A 25,054-nucleotide genomic window follows, 5' to 3' on the forward strand; every position below is an offset into this window, starting at 1 on the left:
CGATGGAAATCGAAAGCACTCTCTATGACGCCGATCTTGCTCAAACGCTGGCAAATCGCGAGCGGCTAAGCGCAAATCCCAACCTGATGCATTGGTATGGCGAGCTCTACCAGGAGATGTTTCGACAGGAACCGGATATTGCCACGAATACCGTTCTGGAAATCGGAAGCGGAACGTCGCCTCTCAAGCGCTTCCTACCGAATGTCATCACCTCCGATGTGCTGAAGTTAGACTATTTGGACTTTGTCTTCGATTGCCACGAGATCGCTGGGTTGCCTGACATCGCGGACCATAGCGTCGATGTGATTACGATGACCAATGTTCTGCATCACCTGAAGGATCCCCTTGCGTTCCTCCGCGGGGCGACACGCAAGCTCACAAAGGGCGGCAGGGTGTATGCGACGGAACCTTATTTGTCTTGGCTATCCTACCCGATGTATAAACTTCTCCATCATGAGCCGGTGAATTTCAGTATCCGCCGCCCGGTTCTGGATACCGTTCAGGGTCCTCTTTCGACCTCAAATCAGGCTATGCCACATATGATCTTCTTTCAGCGGCCGGACTGGCTCGCTGAGCTTGCAGATTGCTATAGGCTTGAGAAGACAAGGATCAGCTATTTCACCTCCCTCTCCTATATGGTGACAGGCGGGATATCGAAGAAGTTTCCTGTGCCTGGCTGGGCTTATAAGCCTTACTTCAAGCTCGACAGAGCAATAGGCGCCGCGCTGCCCAAGGTGTTCGCCTCATTCTTCACGGTCCGCCTCACGTCAAAAGAAGAGGTGTAGGGATGGTTTTGCTACGTCTCGCCGATTGGCTCTATCGGCATTGTTATGCCCTGTATTATCCTCTCTATTCCGTATGGAAGGCAGTTTCGGAACGACGTGAGCGCGCTTTAATGCGTGAGCTCATTTCGCCGGGCATGATCGTCGCAGATATCGGTGCAAATATCGGAATATATACCCGCATGTTCTCCGCGCTGACGGGAACGACCGGCCATGTCCATGCCTTCGAGCCGGCGCCGGCGAACTTCGAAAAGCTTGAAGCAACGGTAACCGGCTTGTCGAATGTATCCCTGCAACACGCCGCGGTAGGAGCGGCCAGCGGCACCACAAGGCTGTATGTTTCGGCCGAGCTGAATGTCGATCACCGAACATTTGATAGTGGCGATGGGCGAGTGAGCATCGACGTCCCATTGGTGAAGCTGGATGATTACTTTTCGCCAGGGCAGCGGGTCGATTTTATCAAAATCGATGTTCAGGGATATGAGTTGAGCGTTCTACAGGGTGCCGAGCGGGTCCTGCGGGAGAATCGCGACATTCGGGTATTCATGGAGTTCTGGCCTTATGGTTTGTCGAAAGCGTCCGTGAACCCGGCCGAACTCACCAAATTCCTACAGATGCTGAATTTCGAGTTCCAAAACATAGCGGATCCACCTGGCACTGCTTTCAATTACGAGAGCCTTGATCCAAAAAACGCGGGCCAATATTGCAATCTGGTCGTTGCAAGAAGAGCGCCCGCCAATCACAAAACCACTTAGAGGCGGCCTGAGGACAATGTTATCCACCAGCAACAAAATCCTGATCGCTCGCTCTCTATCCAAAGCTGTCTTGTTGGTCCGGGGTTGCGTTGGCTTACCCGCAACCGTCATAACGAAGCGCCGCGGAATAAATTGGTCGCTGGACCTTAGAGACGGCGTTGATTTCGCGATCTACCTATTGGGCGGGTTCGAGGTCAGAACGCTCGATAGGTATAGAGAGCTGATAGGGGACGGAGACATAGTCCTCGACATCGGCGCCAATGTGGGTTCTCATACGTTGCCCCTGGCGCAATTGGTGGGCGGAGCCGGCAGGGTGATCTCCTTCGAGCCGACGGCTCATGCATTCGCGAAACAGAAGGCCAATATTTCGCTCAACCCGACGCTCGCCCAGCGAATCGACGCTTACCAGATGATGCTTATGGCAAGTGCATCCGAAGCGATGCCCGAAGCGGTCTATTCAAGCTGGCCGCTCGAAGTTGCTGAAGATTTGCATAGCGAACACCACGGTCGACTCATGTCGACACAGGGCGCGCGGCTCGGCACGCTGGACGAAACATTGCGGGATCTTGGGGTCGGCAAGGTCGATTTCATAAAACTTGACGTGGACGGAAACGAGCTTGCGGTTCTACTTGGGGCGACGGTGACTCTCAAAAAGTTCCAGCCGCGTATAATGCTTGAATTGGCCCCCTATGTTTACGCTGAGAATCCCGGAGACTTCGACAGATTGTTGGAGCTTCTCTGGCAGGGCGGCTACGAGATTGATGAAATGGCATCTGGCAGGAAGCTGCCTGAAGACGCCGACAAAGTACGGGCGATGATACCGGAAGGTGGCGGTATGAATGTGCTGGTTAGGAGCAAGAGCTCAAAGGAAGGTAGATAACTTTCTTCGAGGGTTATCGGATGGATAGGATTGGTCACTGCATGGATGCGCAGTTCAATGAATGCATGAAGGTAGCGAGAAGGCTTGTCGACCAGAGCTTCCTTGAATCGTTGAAACAGCCTCAACCGCGCGCAATTATCGTGGCGACGACGATGGTCTGGGTTCAGATCGTTATCTCTTGGGCGATCGCGCTCTTCGGCCCTTGGTGGGTGCTATGGCTGCCATTCCTGATTAACTCCGCGGTAACGCAAGGCATGTTGCTTTGGGTTCACGAAGCGTCGCATTTCCACCTCTTCTCCAGCCGCCGCAAAAACGATATCTGGTGCGATATATTCTTTGCCGCGCCTGTCGGGATGTCAGTCGGCGCGTATCGACTACGCCACATGAGCCACCATGCACATCTGGGTACAGAAAAGGATGAGGATGGTTACCCCTATCGCGAGCCGATCAAGGGCTTCCGGGCGCTCGCGTGGGTCATGGTAAAGGCGCTGAGCGGTGGCATGGGAGTGTGGCTGGCGGCTGACAAATATGGTGGTCTGGCTCGAAAGAAAGCATCGGGTAACTCGCTGTCGCCTTCCTGGTTAGCGCCGATGGTGACCATCATCTTCAACGGCTTGCTGTTTGCACTCTGCATTGTCACGGGACGATGGTATCTCTACATTCTGTTATGGGGTTATCCCATTGCTGCCGTGGCAATCGCCCTGAATATTATACGCACCATCGCGGAGCATCAGCCCGAGGATTATCCACTTTACGAGGACGGACGGGAGCGGGCCATGATGCCGCTCGCCCGGACGACAGTCCCTAATTGGTTTGAGAAATGGCTTATGTACCAGGCGAATTTCAACTATCATATCGAACACCATCTTTTTCCCGCCATTCCGCAGCACAATCTCGCAAAACTTCATAGGCACCTGCTCAAAGGTGGTTTCTACGAGCATTTTCCGAGGTGCCTGCAGCGCAGTGGTTTTGCAAAATTCATCCGACTCTCGAGAAATCGTAAGAACGATGATTTCTCAGATTCGGTTCAAGATGCGTTGGCTCTCTAGGGTCTAAAGGTATTGAACGCGGCAAACATGAACTCTCAAGCGACAAATCACATAAGATCAACCCCTACAACGTGCAGCGGTTGCGGCAGTGACAGCTGCACAGTTGTCGCTACCGGGCGCGACTATATATATCACGGCAGTGAAGACTTCTTCAGATACGTCCGATGCGATGGATGCGGTCATTTCTATCTCAATCCGAGACCCGACATCAGCCAACTGTCTTTGATGTATCCGGCGAACTACGGAACCTTCTCGAATAGATTTCAGAGCCGGGCAAATCTCCTTGGAAGAGTAAAGACCATCGTCAATCGAAAGCGCCTTAAGGATGTTGTCGCGCATCTCCCTTTGCGGGGAAGAGTGCTCGATGTAGGATGCGGCAACGGCGAACTTTTGATTGCACTGCGTCAAGCGCGTCCTGATCTTGAGCTCTTCGGTCTCGATTGGCATTTCCCGGCTGAAACGCGTACCGCCCTGGAAAAACAAGGAATAAAGGTAGTCGAAGCGCCGCTCGAAGCGGCGGAATTGCCGGCCCAGCCATTTGATCTCATCGTCATGCTCCAGCTTATAGAACACCTTTGGGAGCCAGAAGAGAGCTTGCGGCGCCTTGTCCTCGCCTTGGCGAAGGATGGCCGGTTATTGATCGAAACGCCTAATACTGACGGCTGGGACAGACAGCTGTTTGCGGGCTGTGCATGGGGCGGATATTATTTCCCGCGGCATTTGAACCTTTACAATTTTGAGCGTTTGGCCGAACTCCTGCGCAGAGTGGGGTTGGCTGTCGAATCTCAACGCAATCTTCCGGCTCCTTTGATCTGGATTTACTCCCTGCAAGGCGCTGTGCAGGCGCGTTTCGGCTGGAAAAGCACCTTGACGAAGATTTTCGGCGTCAAAAATATACCCTTGATTGCTGCCTTTGCTTTTCTTGATATCGCCGCCATCGCGATGAGATTTACAACGTCAAACCAACAGGCAATATCGAGGAAGGCATAGCCGCCATGTGGGCTATGCCGGCGCCGAACGAGCTTTCACGCGTTGCGGCCCCGGAAGCCTGAATTGGCCTACCACAGACCACTTTGCTGCCGAGCGAGGAGCGCACGCACGAGGGCGGCCGCCGCCGGTTCGCGACCTTGGTTCATCGTCTGCCGCGGATTGCGGGAGGCCGGCCTCGGTGTCAAGTTGGGTGGGTTGTCAGGCAGGGCGAAGGGATCGGTGGCGCCGTCGGTCTGGTACTCCGGCAGAAAGCTCTTTGCTCTCGCGAGCCGGTTTGTGGCCTCCTGGTTCCCCGGAACATCGTAATCTCGAAAAGCCCAAGCCCTGTTCATCAGGCGTTGCGCCTCCTCGAGCGATTGAGCGGCGTTCAGCCTGGCGATCAGGCGAGGGTCCTCCTGCAGGAAGAACTCGGCCTGTGTCTGCGGGCTGATCGCACCCGGCTTTTCGCCCTTGGCGGCGGCGAAGTCGTAAAGTGCCTGCAGTCGGGTGTTACGCCACGACATAATGGCGCCTGATCTGCCGGGCTTTCCGCTCTTGCTTGGGTCGGACCAAGAACTATTGGCTCTCTTGGCCGAGAACTGGCTTTCGGACTGGCCCGTCGAGGCGATAGCCGCAAGACCATAAGGGTTGGTCACCTTGATGATCGACCCATCTCGCTGCTTATAGCCGTTCTTGATCGTGCCCATGAAGCCGTCGAAGACATCGGCGTCGACGGGTTGCTGGCTGGGAGTGCCCCTTACCGCCTGCCGATCGTGGCGGCCGGGTTTCGGTGTGGGAACGGGCACTTTGCCCGTTGGAACGAAGGGATCGTCGCCGGGCAGTTGGGGCGCCGTCGCGGGCTGCTGGCGGCGCTCGTCCGTCGTCAACTGCGGATCGGGATATTCCGGCCTCGGCGCGGGGACAGGCCCCTTGGCCGGCTGAGAAGGCACGGCATGCGCAACGCCCTTGGACTGTGCCGCGATCGCCGCTTCAATCATGCTGTCCGGATAAAGAGCGCCCGATGTTCCCTGCTCCTGCGTGATGAGGGCGCGAACAAACTTCTTTGCCATTGCCGGGTCGTTCAGGCGGAGATCATCGGCAGGGCCAATGCCCATCATTTGCGCGATGTTGGCAGCCGCCGTGAAAGAGTTAGGCGTCCAGCCCTTTGTTCCAGCGATGATTTGATTCGGCGTCAGCATGCCCTCTCGATACTTCTTCATGATCTGCCAGACATTGTGCTCCATGCCAGCTTCCGGCGTGGCATAGACAACTTGCGGATCGCCCTGGTCGGTGTTCTCGGAAGGGCCGATGATCCCCGGCCTATGTTGGCCGGCGTATTTGAGATTGGTGGGATTGTTGTTGCGCATGCCGGGCGGCAACTCGCCGCGACGAACGGGATCGGATAGAACCGTTTGAAGCTCTGCCCCGTCGTTTGCGGATCCGGCGGCGGCGGCGCCAGGAGCTGGCGCCGCGGGCTGTTGGCTGTGTTCGTCCGTCGTCATCTGCGGGTCGCGATATCCGGGTCTCGGCGAGGGAACGGGTCCGTTGTCAGGCAACGGAGCGAAGGCATCGTCGCCTGGTTGATCGGCCGCCATCGGCTGCTCGCGGCGATATTCGGTCGTAACCATCGGGTCGCGATAAGGCCGCGGCGTCGGAATGGGAGGGTTGGCAGGCGGTGCGAATGGATCGTCGCCAGGCTGGTCGGCCGCCCGGCGATAGTCCGTCGTGACCATCGGGTCGCGATAGGGCTTCGGCGTCGGAATAGGCCCGTTGTCGGGCAGCGGCGCGAAGAGACCGGCGCCGGGCTGGGCGGCCGGGGCCATGGGCTGTTCGCCGCGATCATCAGTCGTCATCAGCGGGTCGAGACTGGGTCTTTCCGGCGGAACGGGCCCGTTGTCGGGCAGCGGCGCGAAGGGATAGTCGCCCGGATCGCCGGCCGGCGCCGCGCTGCCCTCACCGCTTGCCTGCTGCTCCTGCTGGCGGATCGCCAGCCCGCCCAGGAGAGCCTGGACAAGACGCGCGGCCCCTTGCCAGGAGGATTGTACGGGGCCCGAATCCATGCCCTGCTGCAGCATGGCATCAGCCAGCTGCTTGCGCCGGTCGCTGATGTCGCCCTGTGTCTTGCCGGTATCGCCGCCGAAAATGAATGACGCTAGTGACATTGGTCCACTGCCCTTTCGTAGAAGACGCGGTCGAAACCGTCTGTCTGGATGGATTTTTCACACATTATTGAACACGAGGCCGATCCGGATCGGACCGCCGTCCCTGTATCGGTAGGGACCGATCAGCACGCCGTTATCCCGCTGATGTCCTAGTTCAGCCGTCAGTCCGGCGCGTCGGCCCGCCACCGAAGAACAGCGACAGGAAGCCGGGAGAGGCCGGCGCTGGTGTGGAAGGCTGGCCTGTCGGAGCGACGGCACCTTGACCGGCGCCTGCCTGCTGCGCCTGCCGTTGCTGGCGAACCGCCCAGCCGCCGAGCCCGCCTTCGGCAAGCCGCGCGACCCCTTCCCACGGCGATTGCACCGGGCTCATATCCATGCCCTGCTGCAGCATGGCGTAGGCCAGTTGCTTTCGCTTGTCGTCGATGTCGCCCTGTGTCTTGCCGGTATCGCCGCCGAAGAGGAAATCCATCATGCCACTGCCCTTTCGTAGAAGACACGGTCGAAACCGTCGGCGTGTTCGAACACGGCGTCCGGATGGGTCTTGCGCACATCGTCGGACATCAGGCCGAGCTGGGTCGGGCCGCCGTCCTTGTATTTGAAGGCGTAGACCGGCAGGCCGTTATCCAGCGTGCCGACGCGTTTGATGTTTTCCTTGAGCCGACGGTCGGATTTCGCCCAGCCGCCGAGCAGTGAGCCACCAAGGCCGAAGAGGCCGCCCATCGCCGCGTTCGATTGGGCGACCTGGCGGTCGTAGAGGCCCATCTGCTGGTTGAAGCCTTCATTGATCAGGCCGGCCTGGTCGACATTCGGCAGCTGCGTCGTCGGCGTGTTGACATAGCTCGGCTGGTGGACCTGCGATCCCGACATCAGCGCCGAAATCTCGTTCAGCGGCTGGTTTCGCTCGGTCAGGATGGAGTTCTGGGCATTCGAATACATGTCGCCGAGATACTGGTCGGAGGCGGCCTGCTTGCGCGTCGAAAAATCGCGCAGCGCGTTGTCATAGGCCGCCGACCCCATCGAGATGCCCTTGTCGGCAAGGCTCTGGTCGAGGCTTGCCTGATCGCGATCCCACTGGTTGTTGAAGCCGGACTGCCAGTGATTATTGACATATTTGTCGACATTGCCGACGCTCAGATCGACATTGGTGCCGAGCACACCGGAAATCTTGCCGGTCTGGTCGTTGGCGAGCCTGGCAAGGCCGAGCTGCGTCTGCTGCGTCTGGTCATAGATCGCCTGATTTTCAGGCGAATAGGTCTGATAGGCCGAATAGGTCGGCAGTTGGTAGCTCTTGCCGGTCTGGTCTTTCATCGTCTGGTAGCCGCTGACCTTGTATTCCAGCGAACCATCCGGCGTGTACTGGTTGGTGTGGCTCAGGCCGGCATTGGCAATGGCGGTGTCGACGTTGGTGGCCGTCTGTGCCGCTGCGGTCTGGGTCGGATCAGGCGCCTTCGGGGCCTTCGGCGTGGAGACCATAGGGAAAATCCTCCTTGATGATTGCGTAGAGCAGCGCGTCGCAGTCGCCGAAATAGGCTTGCTGGCGGCCTTCCAGCCGTGCGCCGAGTCTTTCGAGCATCGTCTGGGCGTCGAAATTGTCGGCCCGTGTCCTGGCGGTTGCGCGGCGGCAGCCGAGCTGATGCACGACATAGCCAAACACCGATCGCATCAGCGTCCGCGACAGCCGGTCGGCGGCAAGCGAGACCTCGACGTCATGCGCGGTCCAGACGTTGAAGACGAAGCCGGCGATGATCCGGCCGCGGTCGATATGGGCAAGCGTGGTGTAAGGCGCATGGAAGCTGACGCCGATCCGGCCGCCGACCCAGGCGGCGATTTCCGCGCGCGGTTCGGAGACGATCAAATCGGCGCGCCCTTTTCATAAAGCACCGAGCCGCCGACCACGGCCGCCTCGGAGACGGAACCGGAGGAGCCCGAAATCAGCGCACGGATCGTCGGCGCCAAGGCCGAACCGGCGCCGCCGGCGGAGGCGAATTTGCGCACCAGCGAAACGCCCGGAAATTTTGACACGCCCCAGATCGCCGTTCCCCATTTCGCCGCCGCATTGTTCTCGACCGAGGACAGCAGCGCCGTCGGGATCTTGGTCTGGTAGTCGACCGAGATCCCACCATACATCAGCGAGGAAACACCGATCTGCGCCGTCACCCCGATTAGCTTCGAGAGCTTGGTCGAGAGCCCGTCGCCATATCGGCTCCAGGCGCCGACCATCAGCGCATCGATCGCCACGCCATTGTCGTTGGCGCCGACCTCGGCCTCATAGACCGTGCCGTCGCCGGCGCCGAAGAACAGCCGGTCCTGCCAGGTCGCCCAGCAGGAGGCCGGCATGCCGACGAAGCGGCACCAGGCGCCGGTTTCGGTGTTCATCACATATTGATAGGGGCCGAAGGAGGACGGCAGGTTGACGATCGCCATCTGCCTGGCCGGGAAGCTCGAAAGCTGCCACTCCTGCGAAGTCGTGCCGATCGCCGCCACGGTCTCGCGCCATGTCGGGCCGATCCTGGCAGTGATCGCTCCGAGGCTGGTGGCGCCGCGGTCGAGCTGCACCGCCTTGGTGATCGGCACGATGCCATCGGTGGTCATGATCGCCAGATCGGCGCCGACCGAAAGCAGACATCGATCGCTGCCGAGCGGCCGGCCGAGCTTGAAGGTGCCGATCAGGCCCCAGTTCGAAACACTCGAAGGATCGGAGCCCTGGAAGACGATCACCTCGCCTTCCGAGGAGATCAGCACCAGGCACTGCTGCAGGCCTGTCGAAACCGGAATCGTCCAGACGTTGATCGCAACCAGCGTGCCGCCATATTTCATGTTGCCGCCGACCGGCAGCACCGTGGCTGCGCCGCTGACGGCGTCGGTGGCGAGATACCAGACATTGGTCGAATTCTTCTCGATGAACCACAGGCGCGAGCGATAGGCGGTGACCGCGATCAGCAGCGAAGCGTCCGGTATGCCGGTGATCATCGTCGAGGCAACGTAAGGTGTGGCGACCGCGCCTTTTTCCAGCTGCGCATTGGTCACCGTTCCCGTCACGGTGACGACAAGCGTGCCGGCCGCCGGCGTGAAGGTGAGCGACACCCGATTGTTGACGCCGGTGCCGTTCAACGTGCCGGAGAAGGCGCCGGAGAGCGTGACCGAGCCGTTGCCGAAGAAGCTCAGCGTATAGGCCGTGTTGCGGACGGCAACGTTCTGGGTGGCGAGCGTTGCCGTGCCGGTGAGAAAATTGTTGGTCCAGGAGCTGCCGTTGAAGAGCAGCGGTGTATCGAGGCCATTGACCAGGCGTAGGAATTCCTGGCCGGCCGGGTTGGTATATTGCTGCACCGACCAATGGGCGCTGGCCATGCCCGAGACGACGGGCGCACCGGCAGCGCCCCCCACCGTCACGTCGAAGATCTTGTCGCCGGCGGCGGCAAACAGCCTGTTGCTGACGCCCGAATAGGGGATGACCGTCTGCACGTCGGCGCCAAGGCCGGTGGAAAAGGCGAGGAAACCGTAGCGGGCGCGGACGCGGTTGGCCTCGGGAAAGAAGTTGTCGAGCTGAAACGCCGCATCTTCAGGCATATCCGCCATTTCGACATCGGTTCGCCAGCCGCCGATCGGCGCGATCCAGTCTTTGCCTGGCGAAACGCGGCGGGTGCGCCCGTTTGGGGGAACAGGTTTGCGGGTCATGGATTTGAAACCGTGATCGTGCCGGGCCAATAATTCTCGGGCGCCTGTCCCCTCGCCGGCAGCGAAAGGTCGACGGGGCTTGCTGCCCGATCGGCGCCGATGGCTGCTTCCTTGGATCGCTCGAAACTGGCGATCTCCTCGCCATAATCGAGGCCCTTGGCCCGCTTCCAGCGCCAGATCAGCGAGAGTTCGAGGAGGTCTTCGGGAAAACGGGCCGTATCGGTATCGTTTGCCCAATTCGCCCCAGAGGTCGCACCGCCATTCACCGCCACCCAGAAGCCGGAGATATAGGCATATTCCATCGTCTCGCCTGAGGCGTTCGGGTAGATGTCGAGCTTGCCGCCAGCCATGCGCCAAATCTGCGGCACCGGGTTGGAGTTGAGGATCGTCTGGCGCTGCCAGGTCTGCGGCTCGACAGGGCCGTTGAGCTGCCACAGGCGCGAGGCATTCCAGATCTTGGCATTGGCGGCAAAGCGGTTCCAGTCATCGGGCGGCTCGGCCGGCTCCGGATTTGCACCGGTCGCCACGAACTGCCGCCGCACCATCAGCGCCGACCAGTCATGCTCGCGCACCAGGTCGCGGCCGGCGCGGGTGGAGAGGATGCGCAGCTGCATGATCTGCGGATCCGCCGAGGACATGACGGCCGTCGGCGGATCGAGGTCGATTTCCGCGCAGACGTTCTGAATGATGGTCAAGAGCGACATACGGGGGAACTCCGGTTCAGGTCAGGCGGCTGGTTCAGGCGGCTGGGCGGCTGCGGGCCTTGTTGCCCTGGCCTTCGTTTTCGAGCGCCTCGAAGCGCGAGGCCATCTCCCTCATCTGCTCCTGCAGGCGGGTCACCTCATCCTTCAGCCGCTCGTTCTCGGCGGCGAAGGCCGAGGCGGCGCTGGAGTTTTCGGCAGTGGCGAGATAGGCCCGGGCGGCGGCGACGAGCTCGTTGGCGCCCATGCCGATCTTCTGCTTGGCGGTGTCGGAAAGAGCTGCGAGCTGCTCGACGGTGTAGATATTGACCGCCTCCATCTCCTTGATCTGGCTGGGCTTCAGATAGGGCCACTGCGCCAGCGGCGTGCCGGTCAGCTGCTCGCGGGCCTCAGCCCCTTGCTTGAACCGCTTGTAGGCGTCGGCGAAGCGGAGTTTGTCGTTCTCGGTCACCTCGCGGTAGACTTCGGTGTGTTTGTCGCCGGCGATAAAGATGCGGACGAATTCCTTGTCGGCAAAGATCGGCCGGCCTTCCTTCTCGGTCAGAAAGGTCTGCTCGACCGGTTCGAGGCTGAAGGAGGCATAGATTCCGGTGTTGTCGGGCATTTGCTGGTCTCGCTGTTGATGGCGGGGAAATAGGGATGGGCGGGGGAAGCATCCCCTCCTCGTCATCCTCGGCCTTGTGCCGAGGATCTGCTGCGCATCGACCGGCGGCAGCTGCTCGGGACAAGCCAGAGCATGACGGAAGAGAAGTTTGCAGGCATTGTTAGTAGCCATGACGGGCGCCGAAACGCCCGTTGATAGCTTGATTTAGTTCACCTTCGACAGGAACGGCCGCATCAGCGTCGCTTCGAGTACGCCGGTCGCGGTGATGGTGATGCCGGTGCCGTTGACGGTGGCGTTGGCCGAGAGCGTGATGCTCTGGACGACGCCGTTCGGGCTGTAGGTGATGCCCGAGATCGTCGTGCCGCCTGCGATTCCGGTGCCGGCGACCGCCGCACCGATGAACGGGCCGGAACCGGCACTCAGACCGGCAATACCCGCCAGCAGGTTGGAGCCGTTGACCGTGGTTGCCGTAAACGTCTGATTGGCGGCCGCGAAGTTGACGTTGGCGATGGCCTTGGTGGTGGCCGTGGCCGAGGCCGGGGCGCTCGCCTGGCCTGCGGTGGCGGTGGTTTCGGCAATGACGAGGGCCGCCGTTGCGGTTGCCACCTGCGACGGCGCCTGGCCGTTGCGCTGCAGCCACAGGTAATAGTTGCCGGCTGCGAGTGTCACGGCCCCGACCGGGCCGCCAGTCAGCGTCGGAGGCTGGGCGGCACCGGAAAAGACGCCGCAGCGCTGGCCGACGACGGCCGCCGCCGTGGTCAGCAGCGAAGCGACATAATCCCGGGTCCACTGGAACCACTGGCCGGGCTGAAGGGTGGTCGGCGAGGCCAGCACCAGCTGGCAATAGACCCATTCGGATTCACGGTCCCCGCCGGCGATAGCGCCGAGGGAGAAGTTCGGGCCGGGAATACCGGAGCCGGAAACGATCGGGCCTTCGACGACGAACGGGTTCGCGCCAAGACGATCGGACTGGATTGTTGCGACCGACATTTGCTTGTTCCTTTCGTTGACGATCAGGCGAACAACACGCCCTGCAGGAAGGCGTTGTTCATGGTGAGGTTGCCGGCAAAGCCCATCAGCTGGACGAAGGCATCCTGGTTGGTGTTCATGCGCTCGTCGCCGATCGGGGCCATGTCGCGGTCGCGGTGCGGGCGGTAGAACAGGTATTTGGTGTTCAGGAAGAACATCTGGTTGAGCGGCGCACCGCCGCCGAAGCCGCCGTCGAAGATCACGTCGGCGCCCATATATTGCAGCGACTGGAAGCCGGCCATGCCCTTGTCGGCCGAGGTGATGCGCTGGATTGCCTGCAGCGATTCCCAGTAGAGGCGGAAGAAGTTGTTGTCGGCGACGACGAGATCGGGCGCGTCGGAGCCGCGAACGCAGGACATATAGAGCCGGTTCATGTAGCTCTGGATATTGGCATTGGTGGCGGCCGCACCACCATCGGCCGAGGCCGAGAATTTCTGGTTGCGCCAGAAACCCCAGGTGGCGCGCGAGATGCCGCCGACGGTGCCCGAGGTCGGAGAGGTCGAGATCAGCAGCTGCAGGCCGCCGATCTGCCGCCCGCCATCGGCCGTGCCATCGGAATAGCAGTCAAGCGCGATGTTGTTCTTCAAAGTGGTTTCGGCGTTCTCGATGCGCTGCTCGAGCAGATCGAGGATCGCATCCTCGCCGGAGTTCTGCAGCTGTTCGAGGCCGGACATGGAAACTGCGACCGCGGCCTGCTTCAGATCGTATTCGGCCGCAGTGATGACGTCGGACGGCTGCACATTCAGGATATCGTAGCCGGAATAGCGCTTGAAGGTGCTGTTTTCCTGGTACTGCAGTTCCTGGACGATTGTGCGACCGCCGGAGATCGGCTTCTTGCGGCCGCGGCTGTTCAGACGGGTGAGAAGACCGTTGTTCTTCGTCACGTCGTCGGCCACCGTGCCGCTGCGATTGCGCAGCGTCGTGGTGACGATTTCAGAGAGGTTGGGCGAAATGGGCATTGATCATTCCTTTGCTCAGACCTGACCGCGCGAAAAGCGCATGGCGTCGCGCAGCGAGTCTCGGATGGAGGTGGGCTGGCCCCTTGCCGCATCGCGGGTCGGGCCCGGCGCGGAAGAACCAGAGATGGATCGCGAGGCGCGGCGGGCTTGATCTGCCGCTGCTGCCCTCTGGGCTTGCTGTTGTGGGACAGGCGCCGGTGCAGTCTGGCTGATCAACTGCTGGCGAATGTCCGGGCGCATCCAGCATGCGGCGTCGTAGGCGTCCTGGAGCGACGTTGCCCGCCCTGCGTTGACGAGGGCGATCATGTCGTCGAGCACATCTTCGGCGTGCGCGTTTGCCGGGTCGGAAAGGAAGGCATCGACTTGAGTTTCGGTGTCCCTTTTCCGCAAAACATGTTCGACCGTCGCCTCGACATTGAAAGATCGAGGCTGCGGCCCTCCTTGCTGGGGTCCGGCCTGCTGCGAATTGCGCTGCAGGATCTCTCCCGTCTGGCCATTGACCAGGGCGTGAAGATTGACCCCGGCCATCCTGGCAACGTGAACGACGGTGTTGACGGGATCGTGGATCAGCGCCTTCTCCCAGTCGATCGCCCGACGCATGACATCGGCATGGGTCATGCCGGCCTGGCGGACGATCGGGGTGAATTCCTCCAGCCCCTTGTAATCCTGCAGGACGCGGAAGCCGTTATCGACTTCCTGTTCGCGCTTGGCGATCGCCGCCTGCACTTCCCCGGGAAGGCCCCCGAATTGCGCCTTGGCTTCCGCCGACCAGCCGGGCGGAACCCGGTTGCCGATGGCTGCCGGCTGTTCTCCGCCCTGCCCGCGGCTCTGCAGCGTCTGCTGCTGGGCGAGCGCGGCGTTTGCCGCCGGCGCCTGCCCTGCCCGCGCCGTAGCGCCGGCTTGCTCCTGCCCCTTGGCCATGAAGCGGCCGTTTTCGCCGTCGCCCGGCTGGCCTGATATATCGCCCGGTCCATTGGTCTCGACGGTGTCGATCGCCGCTTTCAGGCTGTCGCGGATGCTGACCGGCCTATCGTTCAATGGCTTATCGTCGAACGCACCAAAATCTTCGCTGCCGTTGCCGGCCTCGTTCAGGTCTTCCATATCCATTGGGAAATTTCCTATGTCGGGGATTGATGCCCGGTTCAGGCGTTGTACTCGGTGTAAATTCGCCTCAAGTCGTTGCGGATCTCGCTGCGATCCGTCTTCGGCTTCTCGATCGGCTGCGGCTTTTCATTGCCGATCTCGATCACCCCGGCTGCCCGGTAAGCCGAACGCAGCCTGGCCTTCGAGGTGTAATGCTGTCCGTCATGCATCGACTGGATGTCGATGCTGTCGCTGACGAAATGCGGTGCCGGCAGATCCGACTGCGCCGGGTTTTGCGCTGGCAGGCAATTGTGCGGCCACTGATCGAGTTGGTGCCAGCCACCGCAGACGCGGCAATAGCGTTCTCTCATGCTGTTGCTCCCGACCAATTCATTGGTACGCTGGCTGCTGGAACTGCTGCACGGCCTGCGCCGCCATTTCGCCGCGCGCCTGCTCCACCGTGGCGCGATGTTCGATCTCGGCCTCGGCGACGCTGAGCTCGGCTCTGCGCTGTTCGGCGCCGGCCTTCACCTCGGCCGTCTTCAGCTTGAGCATCTCGCCGGGCGCAGGCTGCGGCTCCGGTTTTGGCGTGGCTGCTGCCTGGGAGAGCTGCGCTCCCACCTGCTCCAGCGTGCTTTCGAGCTGACGGCCGGCCCGGAAGCCGCGGGCGGCAAAGAGCAGCGTTTCGACCATTACCGGCACCAGCATCGGGCTCTGCTGCGCCATCGCTCCCGCCTGCTGCATAAAGCCGCCGACCATCTGGACGAATTCCATGCGGCGCTGCTTTTCGGCATCCTCGTCAGGCTCGATGGTCGAATCCGTCTCGATCTCGATCTGGAAGCCGCGAATGCTGTCATTGCGTAAGAGCTGCACCACCTCGTCGATCGTCGGCTGCTGCATCATCTGCTGCAGCTGCGGCGGCATTTCGGGCGGCGGTGGCGCCGGTTGGCCGGTCTGCTTTGCCCGCATGGCCGCCTGCTGTGCCGCCATCTGCATCTGCTGCATCTGCATCTCGACCTGCTGCTTCTCGGCCATCGTGGGCAGCCGGATGCCGCTGACCACCATCAGCGTTTCCGGCTGGAACTGGTCGCAGATGATCTCGCCGGCAAGGCGGATGATGTCGCGGGCAAAGCGGGCCAGCTCGGCCTGGCGGTCGCGGATGCGGATCGAGCCCCACTGGCTCTTGATGCGCTGCGCCGTCGCGGTTTCGGAGGCCTGGGTGTCACCGCGGACGATGTCGGAAATGCCGGTAATCTGGTAGACATCCTCGATCAGCTGCTTGCGCGCCGTCATGCAGGCAATAAGGACCTTCTGCACCTCGTCGATCGGCAGCGTCACGATGGCCTTCGAGCCGCCCTTGTCGGTAAACGCCGCCCATTCCGGGATCGGCACCATGACCATGTCGTTTTCCGGCCGCATCGCCTTCTCGATCGCCGGCGAGATCGCGCCGTCGCCGGAGGGATAAAACACTTTCAGCCGCAGCTGATCGGTCAGCTTGTTGATGCGTTTGGTCAGGAGATCGATCTCGTCGCATTGCTGCTGGTAATAGACATAGTCGGGAACCGGGATCAGCGAGCTCGTCGACATCGTGCCATAGGCCGGGCGCGGGCACGGCCAGAAATGCGTCAGATCGAGCGGCGGCTCGGAGACTTCCAACGCCACCGGCGAACCGTCGGCGATCCAGACGGTATAGTTCTCGCTCTTGCACCAGATCTCCCAGACATGGGTCTTGCCCTCATTCTCCAGGCGCTCGGCCTGGCTGATGCCCGTGCGGCTGCCGGCACCTTCCGCCGCCCGCGAAGCCATGGCATCAGTGCCGAAGCGCTTCTCCATTTCCGCGTCGGTCATCGGAACGCGCCGCGCCACCCAGGTCACGTCCTTCCAGCGCCGCGCCGGCGAATGCAGGAAGTCCGACCAGTGGACGTAATCGATGCACACACGCTCGTCGCTGATCGCTTCCGGCTGAGCACCGCCCATCCGACCGGGCAAACTCTCGGGAAGACTTTGGGCTGCCGCCGGGTCCGAGGGCAGGACGCCCATATCGAGCGGCTCGAAATCGGCCTCATAGCGCAGCCACACCGTGCCGCGGGCGCAGAGCAGAAAATCGTCGCGCACCGCCCGCATGATCGAATCGATATCGGCCTCATCGCCGGTATAGGCGAGATTGCGCTCGACCAGCTCCGAGGCGATGCGCGCCACCGGCTGGGCATCCTTGAAGCGGCGTTCGACGACCGGCTGCGGCACGCGGGCATAGACGGCCGGCTGCAGCACCGAAGTATTGGCCCAGAGCATCGGAAAGCGGCGCTTGGCGGCGCTCGTCTGGTCCGACTGCTGGTCGAGATAGATCTTCTCGATCTTGACGCAGCGGTCGTGCCAGGACTTGAAATAGCGCTGGGCGCGTTCGAGCTCTTGCTGCCAATGGGCGCCGACCTTGGCCGGATCCCAGCGCTGCTCGCCGTCTGAAGCCGTCATCTCGTCTTCCATCAAACACGCTCGCTTTGGCCAGGGGTGGAATCGGCAAATTCGTTGAATGTCATCGTCTGGAATGTCGGCAGCGCCTTACGCTCGGGCTTCAGCGGTTCGGGCGCCAATCCGGTGAAGATGATCGCCAGGCCGCCGAAAGCATCGGCGCCGTGTGAAGCCCAATTGTGCAGCGGCTCGTCGCGGAAGACGCTCAGATCCTCGTCCCAATCCTTGCGGTAGTTGCGCAGGCACTTGATGCCCTCGATGCAGCCGGCCTGGTCGAACTCGATCCTCGCCAGCATGCGCCGCGTGGCGTTGATGCGGTCATGCACATAGGCGCGCTCGACCTTGCGAACGGTGCCGAGACCACGCGCCCTCACCTCTTTCAGCATGACTTCGATGCGGGTCATGCCGCCGCGCGTCCACTCCCGGACCTTGATGTCATGCGGCATGTTGTGGACGCCGTAGACATAGCCGTTGTCGCGCGCGCGCCGCTCCAGCTCGTCGAGCATGCCGTCCATGCCGGTGCCGGTATGCTCGAAATAGCCGATCATCCGCACCCGGCCGGGCAGCACCTGAAACAGCCAGACGCTGTTGGCATCGTCCATGCCGATGTCGGAAATGGTGTGAACCGGATAGCCTTCGGCATGCGGGAAGACCCCGATGCGCTCTTCGGCGTCGGCGACCGCCATCTGCTCGGCGTAATAGGCGCCTTCGACGCTTGCCTCGAAAGCCTCGGCCGGCGTCGAGGGATATTCGCGCTTCATGTCGCCGAGCTGGGTTTCGGCCTTCTTGACGTACCAGGCTTTCTGCCCCTCGGTCAGGGTGATGCCCTGGTCGCCCAGAGTGCGGAAATATTTGGCGAAAGCATCGCTGACGATGACGCCCTGAGGCGCGAGCGCATATTGCGGTTCCTTCCACCAGGGAAAGAAATGGAACTTGAAGTCCAGTTCGGTCAGCTTGGCGACTTGCCGCTGCTTGACCTTGGCATCCTCGCAGAGCGTATAGAAATGCCCTTCCTGGCCTTCCGCCGTGCTTTCGATGAACACCAGCTGGCCGGCCTGCACCGTATTCAAAGCGCCGGTCCTGACTTCCCGCGCCTTGTCGGGATATTTGGCGCAAAGCTTTCCATATTCGGAAATATGCAGGTATTGCAGCGTTCCCGAGCGCAGCGAGGTGCCGACGCGGATGCTCGAATTGTTGGCGAGCAGCAGTTCGGCCTGGTTGCCCCTGACGACGGGCACGGCGTTGCGGATGGCTTCCGGCAGATTGTCATAGGGGTATTTGACCTTGTCCCGGAAGATCGTCTGCACGTCACCAAGCGTATGGGCGATGGTGCCGGCCCTGATATCCCGGTTGAAGACGCAGGCATCGAGCATGAAGATCTGGATGAAGGTCGTCAGACCGAGCTGACGGGCCTTCAGCAGCACGTTGAGATAGTGCATCTCCTCGAAAAACGTCATCTGCGTCCAGTTCATTTCGAACCTGACGCGTCGGCCCGCTTTGTCGGTGATCCAGTAGAGATTGTTCAGCCGCCAGCGCCAGTCGGAAAACTGGTCAACCGCCGTTTGGAAGTCCGCGGGTTTTGCCATTGATATCTTCCAGCAATTGCGAGACTTCGCCGGTCACGCCCTGTTCGGGCTCGATCTTCGAACCGTATTTCTTCGGCTTCAGCTTCTCGGCGACCCATTGGCGGGTGGCGATGCGCAGTTGCGAGCGCCTTATCGCCTCGCCGTTCTCCTGCCAGCCGGTGGTCTCGCCGGCGGCATTCTTCTTCTCGATCCAGTCGTCGCTGCGGTCATCGGCTATTTCGACCAGTTCGTCGACGAAGCTGTCGGCGAGGATCTCGCGGGCCAGCGCATAGCGCGCCCGAAACGCCGCCTTGCCGTCATCGGCGAGCCAGGAGAGCACCGTCGATTTCGCCGGCATATCCTCATCCCGGCAGATCGACCGCAGGCTTTCCCTGTCGGCAATGCGCTCGCAGATCTTCTCGGCCAGCGCCTGGGTGAACTTGGTCGGTCTGCCCATGGGATCCGCTTCTGAAGGCTCAGAACAGCGCGATGATGTTCGACGCCGTCGTCCCGGTCAGCGCCACGATTGCCGCATGCACCGGCAGGATCGTCCCGGCCGGCACGCTCTTGAAGATCACCGGATCCATATCCCGCCGCGGCGCAATCGCCACATCTCCCGCCGTGCCGATATAGAGCGCGCGCGCCCCGACAATGGCACTATCATTCGGCGTCACCACCGAGGCCCGCGAGGCCGGAGCAATCGAAGGGTCCATTGCAGTTCTCCTTGAAAGGACACAGCCCGACCCGGCTCGATCCCGATGTGATCGAACATGAAGGCTCGGGCGGAAGGGGTGGGGATCGACGACGATCAGAGGACGCTGTCAGGGCCTCGGAAACGGCCGGTGCGCAAATCGTGCAAGTGACGCACGCGACCGCAGGCCGGCGCCGACTTGGTCGATCACCTCTGAATTCAAATCTCGCAGTTTGGATTTACGGTAGTCTTAACTGATCTGCCGGGGGGTGATCAAGGGTTGATCGTGGGTTAGTTTTGAAATCAAGCCTGCCCGACCAATTGGCGGCAGAATGCCATCCGCTATCCAGCAAGTTTGGCAAAACACGCTCCCCAACCTCCGTCCTCCTCGGCCTTGAGCCGAGGATCCATGCCCGCTGCTGATGGAGGCCACCGTGGATCCCCGGGTCAAGCCCGAGGATGACGGAGCAAGGGGTGAGCTCCTTGGGAAACCCGCGGCTGTGCTCAATGACCGTGGCGGCTCGCAAGTCTGGGCGAGTGACGCATGCGGCGGGAAGGACGACGCCGATTTGATCGTCATTCGTTAAGGACTCAAATTTCGCAGCTTGAATTTACGGTAGTCTTAACTGAGCTGCCGGGGGGTGATCAAGGGCTGATCGCGGATCGGTCTAAACTCTGCCCTGCCCATGCCCCAATCGGCAGCAGAACGCCCCATCCGCTTTGCCAACCTTCAGCTCCGGCGTACAATTGGCAGCCTGTCGGTCAAACGGTGGAGGCGTCAGTGAAAACCGCGGGACTTTTTCTTTGCCTTGTCGCTTGTCTCGGCATCACGCTTGCCGAAAACCGGGCCGATGCCGACGAATTGGTGCGGTTCGAAAGCGTGCCCGTCAAGCTGAGCCCCTTCCGGATACGCAAGGCTGGCGAACAAGGAGAAATTATCTCCCAACCGCAAGGCACGCCATTGCTGGGTTATCTGTCCCGCCCCCAGGGTCAAGGCCCCTTCCCGGCCATCGTCGTCATGCATGGATGCGATGGCCTGCGGTTGAGCGTCAAAGACCTTTGGCCGAAACGGCTGGTCTCATGGGGGTACGTCGTGCTGGTCGTCGATAGTTTCACCACCCGCAATATCAAGGACACCTGTCAAAGCACTCTCCCCGACCGGGTCTTCGACGCCTATGGGGCTTTGGATTTCTTATCGAAATCGAGTTTTGTCGACGTGCAGCGCGTCGCGCTGATGGGCTTTTCGGCGGGCGGCACCGCGACGCTGGAGGGAACGAAAATCGAAGGTAACGAACAGCTGATGGATCACAAATTCAGGGCGGCGGTTGCCTACTATCCGGTCTGCGCAGCCAGTCAGGGCGATGCGACGGTGCCGATCCTGATTTTGAGTGGCGAACGAGACAATTGGAGCCCAACGGAACCATGCCGGAAGAGGCTTGCCAATCTGACTGACGATAGTCCGCCGATCGAGCTGAATATCTACAAGGGTACCTATCACGATTTCGATGCCCCGGAGTTTGCAGTGGGAAGGCGGGTGTTCGGTCATATCGAAAAATACGATCCGGACGCCGCAGCAAAATCCATCCGCAGCGTTCACACATTCCTTCGAAAGTATCTCTCGAACTAACGGGAAACTCCGCGATCTGGTGCGACATCGTAATGCGCCAGCGGCGAGTGTGGCAGCAGCGCACCCCCAATCTCCGTCATTCCAGGCCTTGAGCCTGGAATCCATGCCCGCTGCTGATGGGGCCGGCATGGATCCTCGGGTCAAGCCCGAGGAGGACGGAGGGTGGGGTGAGCTACGCGGCAAATCACGACGTATGGCGGAATATAAGGGCAATTGCGCTTCCCGATCGCCCTCGCAACACGCGCCGGCTGCCTGCCGGCCGCGCGCCCATTTACCCAGGATTTAGATGCTGCTCGGCCGTGCCGACGTGGTCGAACTGCTCGCCGAAGACAAAAAGTCTTCTTCGGCGCTCGGCAGCTTGCCCTGCGGCGTCAGGTCGTCGACGGCCTTGGGGAGATCGCGGCTCAATCGGCCAAGAATCTCCTCGTGCGAAAGGCCGGTATTTTGAGCAATTTCGTTCAGAACATCCGGACCGAGGGCTTCGGCGAGCTGGCCGTCATTGATCTCGGCATTCTCGCCGGGCTTGACCCACGAGTCGATCTTGTCGCCGTGGCCGTTCTGCTGAAAGGTCTTGAGGAGATCGCCGAGACCGCCGCTGACGATGCCGCCGGAGGTGAGACCGCCGAGAAGGCCGCCCAAACCACCCGAGCCGCCCAGCCCGCCGAGGATGCCGCCGAGCCCGCCCGGCTGCTGGCCTCCGGCACCGGCCTGCTGCTGGCCTCCGGGGCCGGCCTGCTGCGGGTTCTGCATGCCGCGCAGGAGTTCCCCGATCTTGTCTCTGTTCTGATAGCCGGCAAGGGCAAGAACGGCGAGAAGCGCCTTCAATTGACCGCTCATCATGATGAATCCTCCCATGGTTTTCCAAAGCGCAGCCGACCCAAGCAGAGTGCTGCATGGGCAGCAATGTCCAGAGCGCCCAAAGGTTCCGCGCCAGGCGCTTAAAGCCCGGCCGTTCACCCTGCCGCAGACGCCGCAGATCAGATTTCCGGGCAGCCGCGCCGGTTGGCAAAGGTCATTCCTCAACGCAAAGAAGACGCGTGGCGGGCGCGGGCTAATCGATGCGGCCACTTCACCGTCCCTCTATCAAACTAATTAGTATTGACTCATCAATTAGTCCACGCTATTGCTTTCCTCATGATCGAAACCGCCTCCATTACCGCCGTCATGCGCGCCCTTGCCGATCCCACCCGGCGGGCAGTGTTCGAACTGATCGTCCGCTCCGACGAGATCACCGTCGTCGAACTGACGCGTGCAGGCCACGTCACCCAAGGCGCCGTTTCCCAACACCTCAAGGCGCTGAAGCAGGCGGGGCTTGTCACTGAGCGTCCCGAAGGCCGAAAGGTCTATTACCGTGCCGCCCCTGATGGCCTCGAGCCGCTTGTCGACTGGATGAGCCATTACGGCCTCTTCTGGCGCGAACGCTTTGCCGATCTCAGAACATTGCTGAAGGAAATCGATCCATGAACGAGACCGCATTGAAGCCCGACACGCAGGAGATCGTGATCGACGAGATCTTCCCGCATCAGCCGGAGACGCTCTGGAAAACATTGACCACGGCCAGTCTGATGGGCCGCTGGCTGATGGTGCCGGCCGGTTTCGAGCCGGTGGAAGGCAAATGCTTCACCTACGAGACGACGCCGGCCGGCGCCTGGGACGGCACCATTCACTGCCAGGTGCTGGAGGTGACGGAAAACGAACGTCTGGCCTATGCCTGGAAAGGCGGGCATGCGGAGAACGCCGGATATGGCTCGCCGCTCGATACCGTGGTCACCTTCATCCTGACCAGGGTCGAAAAGGGCACGCGGCTGCGCCTCATCCATTCCGGCTTCGTGCTGCCTCGCAACGAAACCGCCTTCCAGAAAATGGGCGAAGGCTGGAAGAAGGTCGTCCAGAACATCGGCGCCATCGCCGAAGGCAAGAACTGAGGCGACCAACCCGTCGTCCAACAACCCTTATCAGGAGAGAGACATGAGCAAGCCCTACACCGGCGGCTGCGCCTGCGGTGCGATCCATTATGAGATCGCAGCCGAACCGATCGCGATGAATGACTGCCAGTGCCGCGACTGCCAGAAGACCAGCGGCACTGGGCACGGCTCCTATCTGACCTTCCCGAGCCGGCAGGCGGTGAAGCTTGAAGGCCAGGCGACGCATTGGGACATGGTCGCCGACAATGGCAACGTCAAGACCCGCGGCTTCTGCCCCGCCTGCGGCGCACCGGTCTACCTGACCTTCTCCTACATGCCCGACTTCTTCACCATCCATGCCGCCAGCCTCAACGATCCCGATAGATACCAGCCCGAGATGGTGACCTACACCCAGAGCGGCCTTGGCTGGGACCAGGTCGATCCGACCGCGGCGAAATTCGAAACGATGCCGCCGATGTGAAGCTAGGCCAGCGGAAGTCGCGCGCTTCTTGTTCACGCGATCTGAACAGCAGATGCCGTATTCGCAGGAAAGCTGGGCACCACATTTGGCCCAGTTTTTCCCGTTGCGGGATCTGCAGACGCGGGACTTCCCGCTTCGTTGCCAACGGGTGAGTTTCTTTCCCGTCACTGCCAATCTACCGCAAAATTGCCTTTGACATTTCGCTCCATAGAATATATCCATATGGCTATATAGCTGCATGGTGATATATGGACGACAGGCTCGATGCGATTTTCTCCGCACTCTCCGATCCCACAAGGAGAGCAATTCTTGGGCGGCTTGCTCACGGCAAGGCGACCGTGGCCGAACTCGCTGATCCCTTCGAGTTGTCTCAGCCTGCCATATCAAAGCATCTCAAGGTCCTGGAACAGGCCGGATTGATCCGCTCCGGCCGTGAAGCGAATTCGCGTCCCCGCGTCCTTGAGCCGGACGCGTTGAAGACAATCGCTGATTGGATCGCCGATTACCGACGCTTCTGGGATCAAAGCTTTGATCGTCTCGATGACTATCTGTCCAAGGTACAAGGATACGAAAATGACAAATCCGGAGATCGACACTGACAACACCCGCGACCTGGTTCTTGTGCGAAGGTTCGATGCCCCATGCGATCTCGTTTTCAGGGCATGGACCGACCCGAAAGCGTTGGCGCAATGGAGTGGTCCTCACGGTTTCAAGGCGGTGGGCGACCAGCTTGAAGTCCGGCCGGGCGGTAGACACCGCGCCTGTCTGATCGCGCCAGGTGGAGAAGAGCACTGGGTCGGCGGAAAATACCTGGAGGTCGAGCCGCCACACAGGCTTGTCTTCACACATGCCTGGGAGAGCGGGACCGGCGAAAATAGCCCGGAAACGGTCGTCACGATCACGTTCAGGGAAAGCGACGGAGGCACTGAAATGACTTTTCGGCAGAGTGGATTTGAAAGCGCATCATCGCTTGAGGGTCATGAAGCCGGTTGGTCGCAAAGCCTCGAGCGATTGGGCGTTTTTCTAGAATCCGAAGGACCGGATCATGCGTAAGGCGGCGATGAAACTATACTATTGCGAGACGCTCAATCCTCGGAAGGCCTGCGCCGCCGCTCGTTTTCTTAAAGCCGACGTCGAGTTCGTCAGGATTGACCTGGCAAGCGGAGAACAGCGCACCGCAGAATTCCTGGCGCTTAACCCGAACGGGAAAGTCCCGGTGTTGCAGGATGACGCCGGAACCTTGTGGGAAGCGAATGCCATCATGTGCAGGCTGTCTGACAGCGTTGCATCGGATTTCTGGCCGCATGACCACCGGCAGATCGACGTGCTCCGCTGGTTGAGTTGGGATGCCAGTCATTTTACCCGGCACGGGGCAACACTGTGGTTTGAAACCTTGATCAAGCCGTTGTTCGGTGGAGAGCCTGACGTCGGCCTGATCGAAGATGCGAAGACGAATTTTCGGCACCATGGCCGCGTGCTGGACGATCATTTGGCGAGGAACAGCGTCGCCGTCGGGAAGACCCTGACCGTTGCGGATTTCGCGCTGGCCGCTGCACTTCCTTATGCAGCCGCCGCCGAGATTCCCCTCGCCGAGTTTCGGCATATCCAAACCTGGTACGAACGGCTTGAAGAACTGGATGCGTGGCGAAACCCTTTCCCGGCGTAGGAG

Annotated in this window: 28 protein-coding genes; 12 read left to right on the top strand and 16 right to left on the bottom strand. The window is 60.9% G+C overall.

The genetic code is table 11. From position 1 onward, the window contains the following. The first annotated feature begins 2 nt into the window (after window positions 1-2). Genes HJB84_RS23235 through HJB84_RS23255 form a run of 5 tightly spaced genes read left to right on the top strand, consistent with a single transcriptional unit; the run spans window position 3 to window position 4,456 of the window. The gene (locus tag HJB84_RS23235; protein WP_221117039.1) at window positions 3-785 is read left to right on the top strand and encodes a bifunctional 2-polyprenyl-6-hydroxyphenol methylase/3-demethylubiquinol 3-O-methyltransferase UbiG; all 783 of its coding nucleotides are present in this window, start codon (window positions 3-5) and stop codon (window positions 783-785) included. Between the two features lie 2 nt (window positions 786-787). Beyond that, the gene (locus tag HJB84_RS23240) at window positions 788-1,537 is read left to right on the top strand and encodes an FkbM family methyltransferase (RefSeq protein WP_221117040.1); all 750 of its coding nucleotides are present in this window, start codon (window positions 788-790) and stop codon (window positions 1,535-1,537) included. A 16-nt stretch (window positions 1,538-1,553) separates the two neighbouring features. Continuing rightward, a complete protein-coding gene (locus HJB84_RS23245; protein WP_207583382.1) occupies window positions 1,554-2,417 on the top strand; it encodes an FkbM family methyltransferase in 864 nt (287 codons plus the stop codon). A 41-nt stretch (window positions 2,418-2,458) separates the two neighbouring features. Next, complete coding sequence (locus HJB84_RS23250; protein ID WP_207583381.1) at window positions 2,459-3,466, top strand: fatty acid desaturase family protein; 1,008 nt, start codon at window positions 2,459-2,461, stop codon at window positions 3,464-3,466. Window positions 3,467-3,493: 27 nt separating this feature from the next. Further along, window positions 3,494-4,456, top strand: coding sequence for a bifunctional 2-polyprenyl-6-hydroxyphenol methylase/3-demethylubiquinol 3-O-methyltransferase UbiG (locus HJB84_RS23255; RefSeq protein ID WP_207583380.1), 963 nt, complete (start codon window positions 3,494-3,496; stop codon window positions 4,454-4,456). Window positions 4,457-4,524: 68 nt separating this feature from the next. Here HJB84_RS23255 and HJB84_RS33665 read toward each other — a convergent pair whose 3' ends face one another. The 15 genes from HJB84_RS33665 to HJB84_RS23335 form a co-directional block, all read right to left on the bottom strand. Then, on the bottom strand, window positions 4,525-6,597 hold the full coding sequence (locus HJB84_RS33665) for a hypothetical protein (protein WP_259671152.1): 2,073 nt from the start codon (window positions 6,595-6,597) through the stop codon (window positions 4,525-4,527). Between the two features lie 154 nt (window positions 6,598-6,751). After that, the gene (locus tag HJB84_RS23270; RefSeq protein WP_405049111.1) at window positions 6,752-7,069 is read right to left on the bottom strand and encodes a hypothetical protein; all 318 of its coding nucleotides are present in this window, start codon (window positions 7,067-7,069) and stop codon (window positions 6,752-6,754) included. After that, a complete protein-coding gene (locus HJB84_RS23275) occupies window positions 7,066-8,070 on the bottom strand; it encodes a tail fiber domain-containing protein (RefSeq protein WP_221117041.1) in 1,005 nt (334 codons plus the stop codon). The genes HJB84_RS23270 and HJB84_RS23275 overlap by 4 nt, the downstream gene beginning before the upstream one ends. Beyond that, a complete protein-coding gene (locus HJB84_RS23280; protein WP_221117042.1) occupies window positions 8,036-8,452 on the bottom strand; it encodes a GNAT family N-acetyltransferase in 417 nt (138 codons plus the stop codon). Before HJB84_RS23280 ends, HJB84_RS23275 begins: the two co-directional genes overlap by 35 nt. Further along, window positions 8,449-10,272 (bottom strand): hypothetical protein, encoded by a 1,824-nt coding sequence (locus HJB84_RS23285; RefSeq protein WP_221117043.1) that lies wholly within the window; start codon window positions 10,270-10,272, stop codon window positions 8,449-8,451. The genes HJB84_RS23280 and HJB84_RS23285 overlap by 4 nt, the downstream gene beginning before the upstream one ends. Beyond that, window positions 10,269-10,976 (bottom strand): hypothetical protein, encoded by a 708-nt coding sequence (locus HJB84_RS23290; protein WP_221117044.1) that lies wholly within the window; start codon window positions 10,974-10,976, stop codon window positions 10,269-10,271. Before HJB84_RS23290 ends, HJB84_RS23285 begins: the two co-directional genes overlap by 4 nt. Before the next feature lie 34 nt (window positions 10,977-11,010). Next, on the bottom strand, window positions 11,011-11,577 hold the full coding sequence (locus HJB84_RS23295; RefSeq protein WP_221117045.1) for a hypothetical protein: 567 nt from the start codon (window positions 11,575-11,577) through the stop codon (window positions 11,011-11,013). 204 nt (window positions 11,578-11,781) lie between these two features. Further along, complete coding sequence (locus HJB84_RS23300) at window positions 11,782-12,567, bottom strand: hypothetical protein (RefSeq protein WP_221117046.1); 786 nt, start codon at window positions 12,565-12,567, stop codon at window positions 11,782-11,784. Window positions 12,568-12,590: 23 nt separating this feature from the next. Beyond that, window positions 12,591-13,565, bottom strand: coding sequence for a phage major capsid protein (locus HJB84_RS23305; protein WP_003587937.1), 975 nt, complete (start codon window positions 13,563-13,565; stop codon window positions 12,591-12,593). Between the two features lie 15 nt (window positions 13,566-13,580). After that, complete coding sequence (locus tag HJB84_RS23310) at window positions 13,581-14,672, bottom strand: hypothetical protein (protein WP_221117047.1); 1,092 nt, start codon at window positions 14,670-14,672, stop codon at window positions 13,581-13,583. Window positions 14,673-14,707: 35 nt separating this feature from the next. Beyond that, window positions 14,708-15,019 carry a hypothetical protein gene (locus HJB84_RS23315; protein ID WP_207583371.1) on the bottom strand — a complete coding sequence of 104 codons (312 nt, stop codon included), beginning with the start codon at window positions 15,017-15,019 and terminating at the stop codon, window positions 14,708-14,710. Window positions 15,020-15,038: 19 nt separating this feature from the next. Further along, window positions 15,039-17,132: a hypothetical protein gene (locus HJB84_RS23320; protein ID WP_221117048.1), complete on the bottom strand. Its 2,094-nt coding sequence runs from the start codon at window positions 17,130-17,132 to the stop codon at window positions 15,039-15,041. Then, window positions 17,132-18,703 (bottom strand): terminase, encoded by a 1,572-nt coding sequence (locus HJB84_RS23325; RefSeq protein WP_221117049.1) that lies wholly within the window; start codon window positions 18,701-18,703, stop codon window positions 17,132-17,134. Before HJB84_RS23325 ends, HJB84_RS23320 begins: the two co-directional genes overlap by 1 nt. Then, window positions 18,669-19,139 (bottom strand): terminase small subunit protein, encoded by a 471-nt coding sequence (locus HJB84_RS23330; protein WP_221117050.1) that lies wholly within the window; start codon window positions 19,137-19,139, stop codon window positions 18,669-18,671. Before HJB84_RS23330 ends, HJB84_RS23325 begins: the two co-directional genes overlap by 35 nt. A gap of 19 nt (window positions 19,140-19,158) precedes the next feature. After that, window positions 19,159-19,395, bottom strand: a complete 237-nt coding sequence (locus tag HJB84_RS23335; protein WP_207583368.1) for a hypothetical protein — start codon at window positions 19,393-19,395, stop codon at window positions 19,159-19,161. Between the two features lie 759 nt (window positions 19,396-20,154). On the opposite strand from HJB84_RS23335, the gene HJB84_RS23340 reads away from it, so the two are divergent. Continuing rightward, window positions 20,155-21,000, top strand: coding sequence for a dienelactone hydrolase family protein (locus HJB84_RS23340; RefSeq protein ID WP_207584273.1), 846 nt, complete (start codon window positions 20,155-20,157; stop codon window positions 20,998-21,000). 282 nt (window positions 21,001-21,282) lie between these two features. Here the strand turns inward: HJB84_RS23340 and HJB84_RS23345 are convergent, their stop codons facing one another. Beyond that, complete coding sequence (locus HJB84_RS23345) at window positions 21,283-21,840, bottom strand: YidB family protein (protein ID WP_207583367.1); 558 nt, start codon at window positions 21,838-21,840, stop codon at window positions 21,283-21,285. A 294-nt stretch (window positions 21,841-22,134) separates the two neighbouring features. Here HJB84_RS23345 and HJB84_RS23350 point away from each other — a divergent pair, with 294 nt between their 5' ends. The 6 genes from HJB84_RS23350 (at window position 22,135) to HJB84_RS23375 (ending at window position 25,051) form a co-directional block, all read left to right on the top strand. Beyond that, window positions 22,135-22,464, top strand: coding sequence for a helix-turn-helix transcriptional regulator (locus tag HJB84_RS23350; protein ID WP_207583366.1), 330 nt, complete (start codon window positions 22,135-22,137; stop codon window positions 22,462-22,464). Then, window positions 22,461-22,925 (top strand): SRPBCC domain-containing protein, encoded by a 465-nt coding sequence (locus HJB84_RS23355; protein ID WP_207583365.1) that lies wholly within the window; start codon window positions 22,461-22,463, stop codon window positions 22,923-22,925. The genes HJB84_RS23350 and HJB84_RS23355 overlap by 4 nt, the downstream gene beginning before the upstream one ends. Before the next feature lie 43 nt (window positions 22,926-22,968). Further along, the gene (locus tag HJB84_RS23360; RefSeq protein ID WP_207583364.1) at window positions 22,969-23,385 is read left to right on the top strand and encodes a GFA family protein; all 417 of its coding nucleotides are present in this window, start codon (window positions 22,969-22,971) and stop codon (window positions 23,383-23,385) included. Between the two features lie 248 nt (window positions 23,386-23,633). After that, window positions 23,634-23,984, top strand: a complete 351-nt coding sequence (locus tag HJB84_RS23365) for a helix-turn-helix transcriptional regulator (protein WP_207583363.1) — start codon at window positions 23,634-23,636, stop codon at window positions 23,982-23,984. After that, window positions 23,959-24,438, top strand: a complete 480-nt coding sequence (locus tag HJB84_RS23370; protein WP_221117051.1) for an SRPBCC domain-containing protein — start codon at window positions 23,959-23,961, stop codon at window positions 24,436-24,438. The genes HJB84_RS23365 and HJB84_RS23370 overlap by 26 nt, the downstream gene beginning before the upstream one ends. Then, window positions 24,431-25,051, top strand: a complete 621-nt coding sequence (locus HJB84_RS23375) for a glutathione S-transferase family protein (protein ID WP_207583361.1) — start codon at window positions 24,431-24,433, stop codon at window positions 25,049-25,051. The genes HJB84_RS23370 and HJB84_RS23375 overlap by 8 nt, the downstream gene beginning before the upstream one ends. Window positions 25,052-25,054: the final 3 nt, after the last annotated feature.

It is taken from the genome of Rhizobium sp. NZLR1b (assembly GCF_019685155.1).
In the GTDB taxonomy this organism is placed as follows: domain Bacteria; phylum Pseudomonadota; class Alphaproteobacteria; order Rhizobiales; family Rhizobiaceae; genus Rhizobium.